The sequence below is a fragment of the Arthrobacter sp. CAN_A1 genome, from assembly GCF_015751665.1.
Classification (GTDB): Bacteria; Actinomycetota; Actinomycetes; order Actinomycetales; family Micrococcaceae; genus Arthrobacter_D.
The window spans coordinates 189,080-203,982 of record NZ_JADOUR010000006.1 but is presented as its reverse complement, the minus strand read 5'-3'; the positions used below and the strand labels follow the sequence as shown (position 1 = coordinate 203,982).

Annotated in this window: 15 protein-coding genes and 1 pseudogene; 11 read left to right on the top strand and 5 right to left on the bottom strand. The window is 65.6% G+C overall.

Translation table 11 applies throughout. The features are described 5' to 3' along the window. Positions 1 to 68: 68 nt before the first annotated feature. The 4 genes from IWX62_RS09475 to IWX62_RS09460 form a co-directional block, all read right to left on the bottom strand. Complete coding sequence (locus tag IWX62_RS09475) at positions 69 to 380, bottom strand: hypothetical protein (protein ID WP_196841140.1); 312 nt, start codon at positions 378 to 380, stop codon at positions 69 to 71. Positions 381 to 771: 391 nt separating this feature from the next. After that, on the bottom strand, positions 772 to 1,110 hold the full coding sequence (locus tag IWX62_RS09470) for a transcriptional regulator (protein WP_196841139.1): 339 nt from the start codon (positions 1,108 to 1,110) through the stop codon (positions 772 to 774). Next, a complete protein-coding gene (locus IWX62_RS09465) occupies positions 1,100 to 1,564 on the bottom strand; it encodes a hypothetical protein (RefSeq protein ID WP_196841138.1) in 465 nt (154 codons plus the stop codon). The genes IWX62_RS09470 and IWX62_RS09465 overlap by 11 nt, the downstream gene beginning before the upstream one ends. A gap of 45 nt (positions 1,565 to 1,609) precedes the next feature. After that, entirely contained in the window at positions 1,610 to 1,813 is a 204-nt protein-coding gene (locus IWX62_RS09460) for a dihydrofolate reductase family protein (RefSeq protein WP_333483336.1), read from the bottom strand. A 125-nt stretch (positions 1,814 to 1,938) separates the two neighbouring features. Between IWX62_RS09460 and IWX62_RS09455 the strand changes: the two are divergent. From IWX62_RS09455 to IWX62_RS09405, 11 genes and pseudogenes are all read left to right on the top strand, one after another. Further along, positions 1,939 to 3,486, top strand: a pseudogene (locus IWX62_RS09455) (DUF222 domain-containing protein). 92 nt (positions 3,487 to 3,578) lie between these two features. Continuing rightward, positions 3,579 to 3,875 (top strand): Asp-tRNA(Asn)/Glu-tRNA(Gln) amidotransferase subunit GatC, encoded by a 297-nt coding sequence (gatC, locus tag IWX62_RS09450; protein WP_196841137.1) that lies wholly within the window; start codon positions 3,579 to 3,581, stop codon positions 3,873 to 3,875. Positions 3,876 to 3,878: 3 nt separating this feature from the next. Continuing rightward, positions 3,879 to 5,450, top strand: a complete 1,572-nt coding sequence (gene gatA, locus IWX62_RS09445; RefSeq protein WP_196841136.1) for an Asp-tRNA(Asn)/Glu-tRNA(Gln) amidotransferase subunit GatA — start codon at positions 3,879 to 3,881, stop codon at positions 5,448 to 5,450. 5 nt (positions 5,451 to 5,455) lie between these two features. Next, complete coding sequence (gene gatB / locus IWX62_RS09440) at positions 5,456 to 6,964, top strand: Asp-tRNA(Asn)/Glu-tRNA(Gln) amidotransferase subunit GatB (RefSeq protein ID WP_196841207.1); 1,509 nt, start codon at positions 5,456 to 5,458, stop codon at positions 6,962 to 6,964. Positions 6,965 to 6,998: 34 nt separating this feature from the next. Then, complete coding sequence (locus IWX62_RS09435; RefSeq protein ID WP_196841135.1) at positions 6,999 to 7,946, top strand: aminoglycoside phosphotransferase family protein; 948 nt, start codon at positions 6,999 to 7,001, stop codon at positions 7,944 to 7,946. 1 nt (position 7,947) lies between these two features. Next, the gene (locus tag IWX62_RS09430; RefSeq protein WP_196841134.1) at positions 7,948 to 8,697 is read left to right on the top strand and encodes a hypothetical protein; all 750 of its coding nucleotides are present in this window, start codon (positions 7,948 to 7,950) and stop codon (positions 8,695 to 8,697) included. Positions 8,698 to 8,822: 125 nt separating this feature from the next. Next, positions 8,823 to 9,866: an L-threonine 3-dehydrogenase gene (tdh, locus tag IWX62_RS09425; protein WP_196841133.1), complete on the top strand. Its 1,044-nt coding sequence runs from the start codon at positions 8,823 to 8,825 to the stop codon at positions 9,864 to 9,866. A gap of 10 nt (positions 9,867 to 9,876) precedes the next feature. Beyond that, positions 9,877 to 11,079: a glycine C-acetyltransferase gene (locus IWX62_RS09420; protein WP_196841132.1), complete on the top strand. Its 1,203-nt coding sequence runs from the start codon at positions 9,877 to 9,879 to the stop codon at positions 11,077 to 11,079. Between the two features lie 39 nt (positions 11,080 to 11,118). Beyond that, positions 11,119 to 12,192, top strand: a complete 1,074-nt coding sequence (locus IWX62_RS09415) for an NAD(P)/FAD-dependent oxidoreductase (protein ID WP_196841131.1) — start codon at positions 11,119 to 11,121, stop codon at positions 12,190 to 12,192. A gap of 106 nt (positions 12,193 to 12,298) precedes the next feature. Further along, positions 12,299 to 12,781 (top strand): cation:proton antiporter regulatory subunit, encoded by a 483-nt coding sequence (locus IWX62_RS09410; RefSeq protein WP_196841130.1) that lies wholly within the window; start codon positions 12,299 to 12,301, stop codon positions 12,779 to 12,781. An 8-nt stretch (positions 12,782 to 12,789) separates the two neighbouring features. Further along, the gene (locus tag IWX62_RS09405) at positions 12,790 to 13,980 is read left to right on the top strand and encodes a cation:proton antiporter (RefSeq protein ID WP_196841129.1); all 1,191 of its coding nucleotides are present in this window, start codon (positions 12,790 to 12,792) and stop codon (positions 13,978 to 13,980) included. A gap of 50 nt (positions 13,981 to 14,030) precedes the next feature. Here IWX62_RS09405 and IWX62_RS09400 read toward each other — a convergent pair whose 3' ends face one another. Continuing rightward, on the bottom strand, positions 14,031 to 14,855 hold the full coding sequence (locus IWX62_RS09400; RefSeq protein ID WP_196841128.1) for a siderophore-interacting protein: 825 nt from the start codon (positions 14,853 to 14,855) through the stop codon (positions 14,031 to 14,033). Between the last annotated feature and the right edge of the window lie 48 nt (positions 14,856 to 14,903).

Below are 14,903 nucleotides of genomic sequence, written 5' to 3'. Positions count from 1 at the left end.
CACAACCGTCAGGGCCGTTCCGGTATTCCTGACCCGCAGCGACCTGGCGCTGCCGAAACGACGGCGTCTCAGGCGCCGTCGGGGTAGTACTGGCTGCTATTGCCATACTCTGGGTCAAGCGGAGAGCGGAGCATCCGGTGTTCTTCCGGGTGGTCGACGCAGGCGGTTGCCGCGAGGATGACAAGAGTGTCGGGAACCAATTCAGCCCGCTCAAAGCTGGCCGTCACGCTGAGCCCGTTCTTCTGAAAGTACAGTTTCCGAACTGTGCCCACCTGATCGACGGACAGCTCCTCGTCAGGATCGAGGACCCATCCGTCCATTGTTAACCAGGCTTTCACCGAGTCCAACGCGGCGTTGGCAGTGTCGGGGTCTGCTGGCATTCCAACCAGCTGGGCTACCCAGCGTGTCTTGATCTGTGGCGGATTTTGCTCCGCTTACACGCAGGAATCTTCACGCAGCCTGTTTAATTTCAGGTCAACGTGAGCTCCGGCTTCACTCTGCAGAGGCGGCGCCAATTCTTCAAGCTGCTTCTGTATCGATGCGAATTCCTCGGACGACAGCGTTTTGTGGGTGGCCGTTTCTGATGATTGGGGTGTGCTGGCGGCCGTTCCCTCGCATCCAGCGATGAGGACTGCTCCCTTCACCGCGAGTGAAATAGCTCCGTACCGTCGGTGCTTTGGTATCCCCATAGACGTCAGTCCCCAATCCCCAGTGATGCACCACACTCAACGGTGCAGCCACTAGCCAATCTAACCCTTGCGGGACCGGCGGTCAGTCGCAGTCGTCGATCCTTCCCGTGGCAATTGCGCGGAGAGCGGCGAGGTGGGAATCGAAGGCGCGCTTGCCCTCTGGGGTCAGCGAGAGCCAGCTGATCCGCCGGGCATCCGCCCGCCCGATCGCTGATGACTTGGCCATCTTGACAAAACCGCCGTCGACCAGAATCTTCAGATGCTTTGATAGCGCGGCATCACCAACATCGAGCGAGTCGCGAATCGCCGAGAAGTCAGCACTCTTCACATTGCGAAGGAGTCCACAGATTCGGAACCGGAGGGGGGAGTGAATAACTTCGTTGAAGACGCCGCCGGTCGTTTGGGACAGATCAGCGGGCATGGCGGATCCGGCTCTGGACGGTTCGCATGAAGTAGTGCGCTCCGATCGTGCCAGCCCCGAAGGCCGCCGCCGTTGGCGCAATAACCCACCAATCGAGGTCCAGAGAGACAAGGCCGAAGGAAACGCTGAGCAGTATCAAACAGACAACGAGGGTAGTGGCGTAAATCAGCCAGGCCACCCAGCCGATTCTGGCCAGCTTGACGCCGGTCACCCGGTGATACAGGTAGCCCACCATGATGGCGACAATGATCAGCAGGGTCGAGTTGCCCGAACGGTTGTCTCCTGCTGCAGGTGTTGCGACACAGATTGCCGCAATAGCGCCGAAGGCAGGGGCAACCCATCGCGGTGTGTTCATGCGTTTGCTGAGCGCTGAGCGGTCATTGTCGACGTCGGCCAGCAGTCTGGCAGCTGAAGTCGGCTGGTCCGACGACGACGGAGGCAAGTTGTTTTCCATGATGGAAAGTGTAGTTACTTTCCATCATGGAAAGCAAATGTTTTGTTAGCGGACGACGTCGTACACGGCCTTGATCACTCCGTTGGAGTAGGCCGCGGATTCCCTGAGGGTGAGTTTCTGCGAATCTCGGTCAGCGAAGCGGAAGACCCTCTTGCCGGAACCCAGAATCACCGGATAGATGAGGAGGTTATACCGGTCGATCAGTCCCGCATCGTCGAGGCTCCGTGCCAGCCCTGAACTGCCGTGAATGAAGATTGCACCTTTTCGGCACTGTTTCTCCTTCGTTCTAAATTGTCGAATGTTTGTTCGAGAGATTTATCCACATAGGCCTGTATGTCCCCTGAAGTGTCGGTGGGGTTTGGGACAATTGGGGTATGGACAGCAGCACAGCTCCATCGTTGACCGGGTGGGAATTCCCCTCTCAGGTGGCGGGCCCGCGCTGCGCTGCCGGCACCAGTGGCCAGTCTGCTGGGGGCAACTCCTCTTCCGATGGCACGGCTGTTGTGGAGAGCGGCACCCGGGTCCTGATCGAAACTTTCAATTCCTTCAAACCGGCCTCGGATGCTGCGGGGTTGATCGACCAGCTTCGGGAACTTGAGGATCTGAAGTCGGCGATTGCTGGGGTGCAGGCCCGGCTCGCGGTCGCGTTTGACGCCACCGAACGTCAAGCCCAGGCGCGCGCTGGGATACCGGCCGCGGAGCAGGGGAAGGGTGTTGGGGCGCAGGTCGCGTTGGCTCGGCGGGAATCCCCGGCCCGGGGTAGCCGGCTGCTGGGGTTGGCGCGGGCCCTGATCACGGAGATGCCCCACACGTTGGCGGCCCTGGAAAACGGGGAACTGAGCGAGTGGCGTGCGACGTTGCTGGTGAGGGAGACGGCGTGCCTTTCAGCCGCTGACCGGATGGCGGTGGATGAGGAACTGTCCGCCGATATGGGGAGGTTCACCGGGTGTGGGGATCGGGCCATCATCGCCGCGGTGAAGGCTGCCGCGTATCGGCGGGATCCGCGGTCGGTGGTGAACCGGGCCGCCCATGCGGCCGGCGAACGATTCGTGAGTATCCGTCCGGCACCGGACACCATGGCGTACCTGACCGCGTTGTTGCCGGTGAAAGCGGGCGTGGCCGCGTTCGCGGCGTTGACCCGGCACGCCGACACCGCCCGGGCATCCGGGGACACCCGGTCCAAGGGACAGCTGATGGCAGATACCCTCACCGAACGCATCACCGGTGTCGCCGGTGGTGTGTCCCGGGTGGAGTTGCAGGTCATCATGACCGACCGGGCCCTCCTCCAAGGAGATAGTGAACCGGCCCGGATCCCCGGCTACGGCATCGTCCCCTCCTCCTAGGCACGGGACCTCATCCAGCCCACTGGCCCCGCTGAACCGGCTGAGGCTGCTGCTCCCGGTGGCCATCCGGAACCCCCTAATGTTGGCCGCGGGTCATTCGCCGTGTGGGTCCGGCGCCTTTACACCGCACCGGCCAGCGGAGAACTCGTCGCCATGGATTCGAAGGCGAGGCTTTTCACTACAGCGCAACGCCGGTACATTACCGCCCGGGATGACACCTGCCGCACCCCATACTGTGACGCACCCATCCGCCACATCGATCACATCCTCGCGTGGCACCGGCGCGGACCAACCACTATCAGCAACGGGGCAGGGCTCTGCGAAGCATGCAACCACACCAAAGAAACACCCGGCTGGAGCGCACAACCACACCCAGCACCAGACCTAGGATCCGGACCAGGTGCAGAACCAGAGTCCCGGCACACCTTCCGGATCACCACACCCACCGGCCACACCTACAACTCCACCGCCCCGGCCTTGCCCGGAACTGGGTCCGGATCCGGACCGGAACCGGTCCAGCGGGAAGGTCCGCCCTGGCCTGGTACGCCACACCGTCGGGTCCGTCATCCACACGCGTGAACCGCACTGTTCCCATTCCGGGCCGAATCGATCGTGGCGTGCACCGCACGTAGACTGGAACCAAACACCACTTCACTGACCATGGGAGATTTATGGCTGAGATCAACCGTGAGGACGTTGCGCACCTGGCGCGGCTGGCCCACATCGATATGAGTGCCGACGAGCTGGACCGGATGGCGGGCGAACTGGCCGTCATTGTCGAGTCAATCAAGCGGGTCAGCGAGGTGGCAGGCGACGACATCCCGGCCACCAGCCACCCCATCCCACTGAGCAACGTGTACCGCGAGGACGTGATCGGCGAGACCCTCACCAACGAGGAAGCCCTCTCCGGCGCCCCCGACAACGCCGACGGACGCTTCAAAGTCCCTGCAATCCTGGACGGGGAATAATCCATGACTGAACTCATTCGGCTCAGCGCCGCAGCGCTCGCCCAGAAACTTGGCTCGAGGGAAATCTCGGCCGTCGAAGCCACCCAGGCTCACCTCGACCGGATTGCCCACGTTGACGGTGGGGATGACGGCGTCCATGCCTTCCTGCACGTCAACACCGACGAGGCGCTTGCCGTCGCCGCTGGCGTCGACAAGGCCCGTGCCAACTCGGAGGACCTCCACCCGCTGGCCGGTGTCCCGATTGCCGTCAAGGACCTGATCGTCACCAAGGGTCAGCCCACCACCGCCGGCTCCAAGATCCTCGAGGGCTGGCACAGCCCCTACGACGCCACGGTGATCCGCCGGCTCCGCGCAGCGGGCATGCCCATCCTCGGCAAGACCAATCTGGACGAGTTCGCGATGGGATCCTCCACCGAGCACTCCGCCTACGGTCCCACCCGTAACCCGTGGGACCTGGACCGGATTCCCGGCGGATCGGGCGGCGGCTCAGCTGCCGCCGTCGCCGCCTTCGAAGCTCCCCTCGCACTCGGTACCGACACCGGCGGCTCCATCCGCCAGCCGGGCGCGGTCACCGGAACCGTCGGCGTGAAACCCACCTACGGCGGAGTCTCACGGTACGGCGCCATAGCCATGGCGTCTTCCCTGGACCAGATTGGCCCCGTCTCGCGGACCGTCCTGGACTCGGCGCTGTTGCACGAGGTCATCGGCGGCCACGACCCCAACGACTCCACCTCCCTCACCGACCCCCTCGGCGCGCTGGTTGAAGCCGCCCGGCTGGGCAACGTTGAGGGAATGCGGATCGGCGTCATCAAGGAACTGCAGGGCGAGGGCTACCAGGCCGGCGTCCTGACCCGCTTCCAGGAATCGCTGGACCTGCTCCGCGGTGCGGGCGCCGAAATCGTTGAGGTCTCTTGCCCCAACTTCGACTACGCACTGGGCGCCTACTACCTGATCATGCCGTCGGAAGCTTCGTCGAATCTTGCCAAGTACGACGGCGTCCGGTTCGGCCTGCGGGTGGTGCCCGACGGCGCCCCCACCATCGAACGTGTCATGGGCGCCACCCGCGCCGCAGGGTTCGGTGACGAGGTCAAACGCCGGATCATTCTCGGCACCTACGCGCTAAGCGCCGGCTACTACGACGCCTACTACGGGTCGGCACAGAAGGTCCGCACCCTGATCCAACGCGACTTCGAGGCTGCGTTCAAACAGGCTGACGTCCTGATCTCCCCGACGGCGCCGACGACGGCGTTCAAGTTGGGGGAGAAGCTCGACGACCCGCTGGCCATGTACCTGAACGACGTCGCCACCATTCCCGCCAATATGGCGGGCGTACCGGGGCTGTCCCTGCCCGGCGGGCTCGCCGACGAGGACGGGCTGCCCGTCGGTATCCAGTTGCTGGCTCCGGCCCGCGAGGATGCCCGGCTTTACCGGGTGGGGGCAGTGCTGGAATCACTGCTCGAAGCCAGCTGGGGCGGACCGTTACTGGACCGTGCACCGGTCCTGAGGCCGGGCGCCTTGCGGTCCGGCGGCGCGGCCGACCGCGTGGAGATTAGCACTGCAGGAGGAACCAACTGATGGTTATGGCAACTGAAGAAATTCTGTCGTTCGAGGAAGCCCTCGAGAAGTATGATCCGGTGCTGGGCTTTGAGGTCCATGTGGAGCTAAACACGCAGACCAAGATGTTCTCCTCGGCACCCAACGCCTTCGGTGACACACCCAACACCAACGTCACCCCGGTTGACCTCGGCCTGCCCGGCGTTCTCCCGGTGGTGAACCGGGTGGCCGTTGAGTCTTCCATCAAGATCGGGCTGGCGCTGGGCTGCAAGATCGCTGAGAAATGCTACTTCGCCCGGAAGAATTACTTCTATCCGGACACCCCGAAAAACTTTCAGACCTCCCAGTATGAGGACCCGATCGCCTATGACGGGTCCATCGATATCGAGCTCGCTGACGGCACTGTGTTCACTATCGAAATTGAACGTGCGCACATGGAGGAGGACGCCGGAAAGCTGACCCACATGGGCGGCTCCACCGGCCGCATCCAGGGCGCCGAATTTTCCCTGGTGGACTACAACCGGTCTGGTGTTCCGCTGGTGGAAATCGTCACCAAACCGATTGTCGGTGCCGGTGCCCGTGCCCCCGAGCTTGCGAAGGCCTACGTTGCGGCGATCCGCGAGATAGTGAAAAATCTTGGTGTGTCAGACGCCAAAATGGAGCGCGGAAACGTCCGCTGCGACGCCAACGTCTCCCTTAAGCCCAAGGGGCAGGAGAAGTTCGGCACCCGCACCGAGACCAAGAACGTGAACTCGTTGCGCGCCGTCGAGCACGCGGTCCGGTACGAAATCCAGCGCCACGCAGCGGTCCTGGATTCCGGGACGGCCATCGTCCAGGAAACCCGTCACTGGCACGAGGACACCCGCTCGACCACGTCGGGCCGCCCCAAGTCCGATGCCGACGACTACCGCTACTTCCCGGAACCCGATCTGGTGCCCATCGTCACCACCGAGGAGTGGATCGAGCGGCTCCGCGCGGAACTTCCCGAGCCACCCGCCGAACGCCGCAAACGGCTGCAGCAGGACTGGGGCTACTCCGACGCCGAGTTCCGCGACGTGGTCAACGCCGGCGTGATGTCCTCGATCGAGGAGACCATCGCTGCCGGGGTAAAGCCCGCCGTCGCCCGCAAGTGGTGGATGGGCGAGATCTCCCGCCGCGCCAAGGTGGCCGACGTCGAGCCGTCCGAACTGGGCGTCACACCCGAACTGATCGTCGAACTGAACTCGCTGATTGAGTCCGGCAAGATCAACGACAAGCTCTCCCGGGAGGTGCTCGACGGCGTCCTCGCTGGCGAAGGCACCCCCACCGAGGTGGTTGAAGCCCGTGGGCTGGCGGTCGTGTCCGACGACGGCCCGCTCCTCGAGGCCATCGACGCAGCACTGGCGGCCCAGCCCGATGTCGCGGACAAGATCCGCGGCGGCAAGGTACAGGCGGTCGGCGCCATCGTGGGCGGCGTGATGAAGGCGACGCGCGGCCAGGCCGACGCCGGCCGGGTGCGGGAACTGATCCTGCAGCGCCTCGGCGTCGAGGGTTAGCCGCTGCCCACCGCTTCTGACGGAAGGATCGCTCGTGGCCAACAGGCCGCCCGCCGAGGTGCTCATCACCACGGACCTGGTCCGTGGCCTCCTCCGCGCCCAGCATCCGGACCTTGCAGATCTGTCGCTTGAGGAGGCAGCCGAGGGGTGGGACAACGTCATTTTCCGGCTCGGCCGGGAACTCACTGTCCGGCTGCCCCGCCGCCAGAGCGCGGCCGAACTGGCGGTAAACGAGCACCGTTGGCTCCCACAACTACTGGCCGGCCCCGGCCCGCGGGCATCGTCGCAGCAATCACCGTTGCGCGTCGCCTCGGCGCCGGTCCGGACGGGGGAGCCGTCGACGTCGTACCCCTGGCACTGGAGCATCACGGCCTGGGCGGACGGCACCGTCGCGCCCCAGGTCCCTGTCGCGGACCGGACTCCCGCGGCAGAGGACCTCGCCGACTTTGTCCTCGCGTTCCAGCAGCCGGCACCAGTAGACGCGCCCCGAAACCCGGTGCGCGGTGGAGCGCTGAACGGCCGTGACCAGGCGGTCCAGCAGCGGCTCGACTCTTTGCCGCAGGCCACCGCTGAATCACTGCGGACCCTGTGGGAAGAACTCAGGGACCAGCCCGCGTGGGAGGAACCGGGTCTCTGGCTCCACGGAGACCTCCACGCGGCCAACCTGGTGCTCGGCCCCGGACAGAAGCTCCGGGCGGTCCTCGACTTCGGTGACCTGACCGCTGGCGACCCGGCCACCGACCTTGCCGCCGCGTGGCTGGTGTTTGACCGATACGGCCGTCGGGTCTTCCAGAACCGCATCAATGCGGCGCGCCCCACCTCCGACGCGACCTGGCAGCGGGCCCGCGGTTGGGCGCTGTGCATTGGCTTGGCGCTGGCGGCCCACTCCGACGATGACCCGGTGTTCAGCGCACTGGGCCAGCAGGTGCTCCACTCGGTCCTGGTCGACCACGGGACCCGGCTCGCCGGTGGGGTGCGCTGACATGCGGCACTGGACCTATCTGTCCCGCGTCCAGACCGAGGGTGATAGCCACATCATGGAGGACGCCTGCGGTTATCGCGGCAACGCCGCCTGGATGATCGACGGCGCCACCTCGCTCCTTGAGGAAATCGACCTGCCGGGGGCCTCCAACCCGTCATGGTACGCGCAGGTCCTCAACCTGGCCCTCGCCGAAAACGTTGGACCCGCAGATCCGCGCGCTGTGCTGGCCGCGGCCCTGACCAGCCTCGACGCGCTGGGGCAACACCTGGTGGGCGATCGGTCGCACCAGTTCCCCAGCGCAGCGGTGTCGGTGGTGACAGCCGACGACGACGGCGTGCGGGTGCTCAGCCTCGCCGACTGCCACGTGGTGGCACGCCGCCACGACGGCAGTTGGGTGCACGTAGGCGCGCCCATCAGCGAGCCCACCGGCACGATAGCCGAGCATCGCCAGGCCCGGCGGGACCGCAACACCGAACACGGTGTGTGGGTGGCGCGGCGGGAACCCGAAGCCGCGGACCACGCGCGCCTGGTCGAGGTGGGTCCTGCGCACACCGTGGCGCTGGCCTCGGACGGGGCCTGGCGTGCCGTCGATCTGGGCCTGGTGTCAGGGCCTGAAGAATTTCTTGAGGCGGTCAGCACCCCTGAAGGGGCTCAAGAGCTGATGCTGACCCTGCGGATCACCCAGCAGGAGATTGGTGAGACGGCCGACGATGCCTCGGTCATGTGCGTTGCCCTGCGGGATGGTGAATGATCCCCGGACTGACCCGGCCCGGCTGATACGCTGGCGATGGTGTTACAGCACCACGATGACTGAACTGCACGCGCAGGGGCGTACCACGCTGACCAGCCGCGTGCAGGTGGAAGGAAACCCCAGCAGTGAAGGCGCTCTACAAGTCCGGGCCGCACCCCGGGTTCGAGTTGGTCGACCGGCCCGAACCCACACCGGGCCTTGGCGAGGTCAAGATCCGTGTGATGACCACCGGGATTTGCGGCACCGATCTCCATATCGAATCCTGGGATCAATGGGCTGCGGGGATTATCAACGCCCCGCTCATCCCCGGCCACGAGTTCTACGGCGAAGTGGTTGATCTTGGGCCGGGCGTGCGGGATGTGAAGGTAGGGGACAGGGTCTCCGGCGAAGGCCACATCGTCTGCGGGACCTGCCGGAATTGCCGTGCGGGCCGCCGCCAGATGTGCATCAGGACCGCGAGCGTCGGAGTGCAGCGGGACGGGGCGTTCGCCGAATTCGTGGTGATCCCCGAACCCAACGTGTGGGTCCACCCCTCGGGGATTACCCCCGAGCTGGGTGCCATTTTCGATCCGTTCGGCAACGCCGTCCACACCGCGCTGAGCTTCCCTCTGGTCGGCGAGGACGTGCTGATCACCGGTGCCGGCCCCATCGGACTGATGGCAGCCGCCGTCGCCCGTCATGCCGGGGCCCGCTACATTGCCGTCACTGATGTCTTCCAGCCGCGGTTGGATCTGGCCCTCACCGTGGGTGCCGATCTGGCAGTGAATGTGAGTACCACCCGCATCGCTGACGCCCAGCGACAGCTCGGCATGAGGGAAGGGTTCGACGTCGGCATGGAAATGTCAGGCCACCCCACCGCCCTGCCCGAAATGATTGACAACATGAACCATGGCGGCAGGATCGCCATGCTCGGGCTGCCCTCAGCCGACATCACCATCGACTGGGCCAAAGTGGTCACCCACATGCTCACCCTCAAGGGCATCTATGGGCGCGAAATGTTCGAAACCTGGTACGCCATGAGCGCGATGCTGCAGTCCAACCGCGTCCTGCAGCAGGCGATCTCCAGCGTGGTCACCGACACCCTGCCCGCGTCGCAATGGCAGCAAGGGTTCAACACCGCACGCAACGGGGCCAGTGGCAAAGTAGTCCTCGACTGGACCGGATTCTAAGGAGCACCCCATGTACACGAGCATTCAGGATCAGCTGACCGAGGAACTGGACGGCATCCGCAGCGCGGGCCTGTTCAAGAACGAGCGGCGGATCTCCTCACCGCAGTCCAACCTCATCCAGGCAGCAACCCTCGACGGCGCCCCCCAACGGGTACTGAACTTCTGCGCCAACAACTATCTGGGTCTGGCCGATCATCCCGACATCATCGCTGCTGCCAAGCAGGCGCTCGACGACCGCGGTTTCGGTATGGCGTCCGTCCGGTTCATCTGTGGCACCCAGGATCTTCACCTGGAACTTGAAGCACGGGTATCGACCTTTCTCGGCACCGAAGACAGCATCCTGTTCTCCTCCTGTTTCGACGCCAACGGTGGGGTCTTCGAGTCTCTGCTGACCGCCGAGGATGCGGTGATTTCCGACGCCCTGAACCACGCGTCGATCATCGACGGCATCCGCCTGTCGAAGGCCCAGCGGTACCGCTACGCCAACCGCGACATGGCCGATCTGGAAGCGAAGCTCAAGGAAGCAGCGGGAGCGCGCCGCACTCTGATCGTGACCGACGGGGTGTTCTCGATGGACGGCTACCTGGCCCCGCTGGAAGCCATCTGCGACCTCGCCGAGCAGTACGGTGCGATGGTGATGGTGGACGACTCGCACGCCGTCGGGTTCATGGGTGCCACCGGAGCCGGTACTCCCGAGCACGCCGGAGTGTCCAGTCGGGTGGACATCTACACCGGTACCTTCGGGAAGGCACTGGGCGGAGCATCGGGCGGGTACGTTGCGGCGCACGCCGAGATCGTCGCGTTGCTTCGCCAGCGCGCCCGGCCGTACCTGTTCTCCAACTCACTGGCCCCATCGATCGTCGCCGCCACCCTCACCGCCCTGGACCTGGTCCAGAACAGTGCCGATCTGAGGGCCAAGCTCGAGGAAAACTCCTCACTCTTCCGCCGCCGGATGACCGAGGAAGGCTTCGACCTCCTCGACGGCGAGCACGCCATCGTCCCGGTGATGTTCGGCGACGCGGCACAGGCAGCCAAAACCGCCGACGCCATGCTGGAACGCGGCGTGTTTGTGACAGCCTTCAGCTTCCCCGTGGTGCCCCGCGGTGCCGCCCGGATCCGGGTCCAGCTGTCCGCCGCGCATAGTGCCGACGACGTCGAAGCCTGCGTGCAGGCCTTCATCGGTGCCCGCGACGACGTCGCGGCAGCAAGCTGAATCGGTGAGCAACCTGACGTCTGCGGGTAGGCTGCTGGCATGGCATCCAACGCTGACGTTCTCATTGTGGGTGGCGGCATTGCCGGGCTGTCCCTCGCATCGCACCTGGCCGGACGCTGCACCATGGTCCTGGTCGAAGCCGAACAGGATCTTGCCTATCACGCTTCGTCCCGGTCGGCCCGGCAGCTCATCCCCAGTTACGGACCACCCCAGGTGCAGCAGCTCACCCTCCGCACCCTTGAGCTGCTCCATGCCATCGAGCAGGAACACCACCTGCAGCTCCTCGCACCGCGCAGCTTCATGCTGATCGGGTCCCAGCAGGATGTCACCGACCGCTCCAGCGGCGCCATGACTGCCATCAGCGCCGAGGACGCCCTGGCGCTGTGCCCCCAGCTCCGCCCCGAAAGCTTCACTGCGGCAGGGATCGACACCACCTCGGTCGGGCTGGACGCCGATGCCCTCATCGATTTCCACCGTCGCACCGCGCTCGACGGGGGTGCCACCATCCTGACCGGCGCCAAAGTCCACTCGGCCCAGCGGTTGGGGAAGGGGTGGAGCGTCGGCGCCGGAGCGTACGCCATCAACGCCGCGGTCGTCGTCAACGCGGCCGGAGCGTGGACCGATGAACTCGCAGTGATCTCAGGGGTGGAAATCCAGGGCCTGCGACCCTATCGCCGGACTGCCGCCGTCGCCCGGCTGACCGAAGCCCTGGCACCCGGAACCCCGATGGTCGCCTCCGCCGACGACAGCTTCTACTTCCGTCCCGAGGGCACGGGAGCACTGATCTCGCCGTGCGAGTCAGTACCCAGCGCACCCGAGGACGCCCAGCCCCTCACCACCGACCTCGAGGCACTCGTGCTGCGGCTACACGAGGCGACCACCCTGGGAATCACCTCAATCGAACGCGCCTGGACCGGGCTGCGCACCTCAACGAAGTCGGGGCTACCGGTGATCGGATTCGACCCGGAGGCTGACGGCTTCTTCTGGCTGGCGGGCCAGGGCGGCTACGGCTTCCAGACCTCGTCGGGGATCGCCGAGCTGGCTGCTGCTTTGATCCTTAACGAATCGACCAGCGACCAGGCGCTCACCGGAGCCTTGACGCCGACGCGCTAGCCTAATGGGCGAGCAGCACGCCGCCGGCCGTCCCCCGCTGCGCCCCTGAGCTAAGGGACCTGAAAACCGGGGCAGTACCGGCCGGGACAGGACTAGAATTAACCCTATGAAGGTTGATAAGACGCCGCTGCCGGGCATCGGCATGCGCAAGGACATTGTGACCTCCTCCGGGCGGCGCATTGGAACCGTCACCCAGCGGGACGGTGAGACGGCGCTAATCATTTCGCGTCAGGACGATCCCGATGCCTGCCTGGTGTCGATTCCCCTGACCGCCGACGAAGCAGCAACACTCGGCAACCTCCTGGGCGCCCACCAACTGGTGGCTCAGCTGACCGAAGAACACCGTGACCTGCCCGGGGTGAACACCCGCCAGTTCCTGATCACCGGCGGCTCGCCCTTCGACGGCTACCAGCTCGGCGATACCAGAATGCGGACCCGTACCGGCGCATCGGTGGTGGCGGCCCTGCGCGAAGGCAAGGTTGAGCCGTCACCCGCCCCGGACTTCACCCTGCAGGCAGGTGACCTGTTGGTGGCCGTCGGAACAGCCGACGGGCTGAACGACGCCGCCGACATCCTCAGCGGCGGCTGAGGGCCGGTTTGGAGGCCGGCAGCGCACTGACACTGATCGAACTGGGGGCCGTGTTCTTCTGCCTCGGAATCCTGGGGCGTCTCGCCGGACGAGTCGGGCTGTCACCGATCCCGCTGTACCTCCTGGGCGGTCTCTTTTTCGGGAATGGCGGCCTGATCGAGCTTGACGGGCTGGACCAGTTCAGCGAAATCGCCAGCGAGATCGGCGTGATCCTGCTGCTACTCATGCTCGGCCTCGAATACACGGCCAAGGAACTGGTCACCGGTCTCCGGCAGTCCTGGCTTGCCGGTGTCCTGGACATCGTCCTGAATTTCACGCCTGGCGCCGTCGTTGCCCTCCTTCTCGGGTGGGGCCCGGTCGGCGCCATGGTGATGGGGGGTGTCACGTACATTTCGTCGTCGGGAATTGTGGCCAAGGTCCTCACCGATCTGGGCCGGTTGGGTAACCGGGAGACTCCGGTCGTCCTTTCCCTGCTGGTGTTTGAAGACCTGGCGATGGCCGTTTACCTGCCCATCCTGACGACCGTCCTGGCGGGAGCCAGCTTTGTGGGGGGCATGCAGGCGGTCGGAATCTCGCTGGTCGTCGTCACCGTGGTGCTGATCATCGCCCTGCGGTTCGGCAACGTGGTCTCCGCTGTGGTGGACAGCAAGGACCGGGAAGTTTTCCTGCTGACAGTGCTTGGTGCGGCGCTGCTGGTTGCCGGCGTCGCCGCAGCGATGCAGGTGTCGGCGGCGGTCGGCGCGTTCCTGCTCGGCATTGCCATCTCGGGTGCCACAGCCACCACCGCCACCCGCATCCTCGAACCCCTGCGGGACCTGTTCGCCGCGATCTTCTTCGTGGTGTTCGGCCTGAACACCGATCCGGCGACCATCCCGCCGGTGCTTGGCATCGCCGTCGTCCTCGCTCTGATCACCTCGCTGACCAAGATCGGCACGGGCTGGTGGGCGGCACGGCGTCACGGCGTGGGCCGGTTGGGTAGGGCCCGGGCCGGCGTCGCCTTGATCGCCCGCGGCGAGTTTTCGATAGTGATCGCCGGGCTCGCCGTGGCATCCGGGGCCGTCACCGGCGAACTGGCGGCGCTCGCTACCGCCTATGTGCTGCTCACCGCGGTGCTCGGGCCGGTCGCCGCACGCCTGGTCGAGCCCGCGATGGGCCTGCTGCGGCGCAAACCCCGCCCCGAGCCGCTTCCCGCCACCTAGCGGTACGGCCAGCAGCCCACCGGCTGGCCGGGTTGGCACCTATCACCGGCTCAGTCGAGGATTTTGCCGACGGGTTCCTTCTTTTCGGCCTGGAACCGGTCCTCGGTGCGCCCCTGCGCCCAGTAGCCGGACAGCGACACCTGGGCGCGCTCCAGCCCGCGCTCCGTGAAGAGGACGTCGCGGAGACGCTTCATCGACTCGCGCTCACCATGGGCAAACACCTGTACCCGGCCGCCCCGCCACTGCGCCTGCTGGACCGCGGCGGAAAGCAGGGTTCCCGCGGCTGCCCCACGACGAAACAGCCACACAACCTCAACCCCCGACGGGGAGATCAAACCGAGTCGGTCCGCCTCCGTTTCCACCTCGATGAAGGCCAGCCCGACGGCGTCGCCAGCGAGCGATTCAAGCGCCGACGCCACGGCCGGCAGGGCCGACTCATCGGCGGCGAACAGGTGCCAGTCGGCACTGTCATCGGGGGAGTACCCGCCGCCGGGACCCGTCACCACCAGGACGTCGCCCGGTTGGGCGGATGCCGCCCACGGGCCGGCGAGCCCGTGGTCGCCGTGCACCACAAAGTCGATGGCCAGACGCTGCGCGGCATAATCCACCCAGCGGATCGTGTACGTCCGGGTGACGGGCAGATCGGCGGGGTCAAGGGTCTCGCTGAGGGACCGATGATCGTACGGCGGAATAAGTCCGAGCTCGGGTTTGGCGAAGTGGATCTTCACATATCGGTCGGTGAAGTCGTTGCTTCCGAACGTGGCGAACCCGGCGCCGCCTGCCACGACCCGCACCATGGCCGGGGTGAGCCACTCGGTGCTCTGAACGGTCAGAATGGTTTGCGGTTTGGGCTTCCGGACGGGGGCAACACTCATGGATCGATCTCCTTTGGCTGGAACCTCCAAGGCTAGCAACGTGGAGGC

What these genes read in the sequence shown, in the direction of transcription:
- gatB (WP_196841207.1), top strand. Translation starts at nt 5,456, where the DNA reads ATGGCAACTGAAGAAATTCTGTCGTTCGAGGAAGCCCTCGAGAAGTAT.
- IWX62_RS09410 (WP_196841130.1), top strand. Translation starts at nt 12,299, where the DNA reads ATGAAGGTTGATAAGACGCCGCTGCCGGGCATCGGCATGCGCAAGGAC.
- gatC (WP_196841137.1), top strand. Translation starts at nt 3,579, where the DNA reads ATGGCTGAGATCAACCGTGAGGACGTTGCGCACCTGGCGCGGCTGGCC.
- IWX62_RS09400 (WP_196841128.1), bottom strand. Translation starts at nt 14,855, where the DNA reads ATGAGTGTTGCCCCCGTCCGGAAGCCCAAACCGCAAACCATTCTGACC.
- IWX62_RS09475 (WP_196841140.1), bottom strand. Translation starts at nt 380, where the DNA reads ATGCCAGCAGACCCCGACACTGCCAACGCCGCGTTGGACTCGGTGAAA.
- IWX62_RS09465 (WP_196841138.1), bottom strand. Translation starts at nt 1,564, where the DNA reads ATGGAAAACAACTTGCCTCCGTCGTCGTCGGACCAGCCGACTTCAGCT.
- gatA (WP_196841136.1), top strand. Translation starts at nt 3,879, where the DNA reads ATGACTGAACTCATTCGGCTCAGCGCCGCAGCGCTCGCCCAGAAACTT.
- IWX62_RS09430 (WP_196841134.1), top strand. Translation starts at nt 7,948, where the DNA reads ATGCGGCACTGGACCTATCTGTCCCGCGTCCAGACCGAGGGTGATAGC.
- IWX62_RS09415 (WP_196841131.1), top strand. Translation starts at nt 11,119, where the DNA reads ATGGCATCCAACGCTGACGTTCTCATTGTGGGTGGCGGCATTGCCGGG.
- IWX62_RS09470 (WP_196841139.1), bottom strand. Translation starts at nt 1,110, where the DNA reads ATGCCCGCTGATCTGTCCCAAACGACCGGCGGCGTCTTCAACGAAGTT.
- IWX62_RS09420 (WP_196841132.1), top strand. Translation starts at nt 9,877, where the DNA reads ATGTACACGAGCATTCAGGATCAGCTGACCGAGGAACTGGACGGCATC.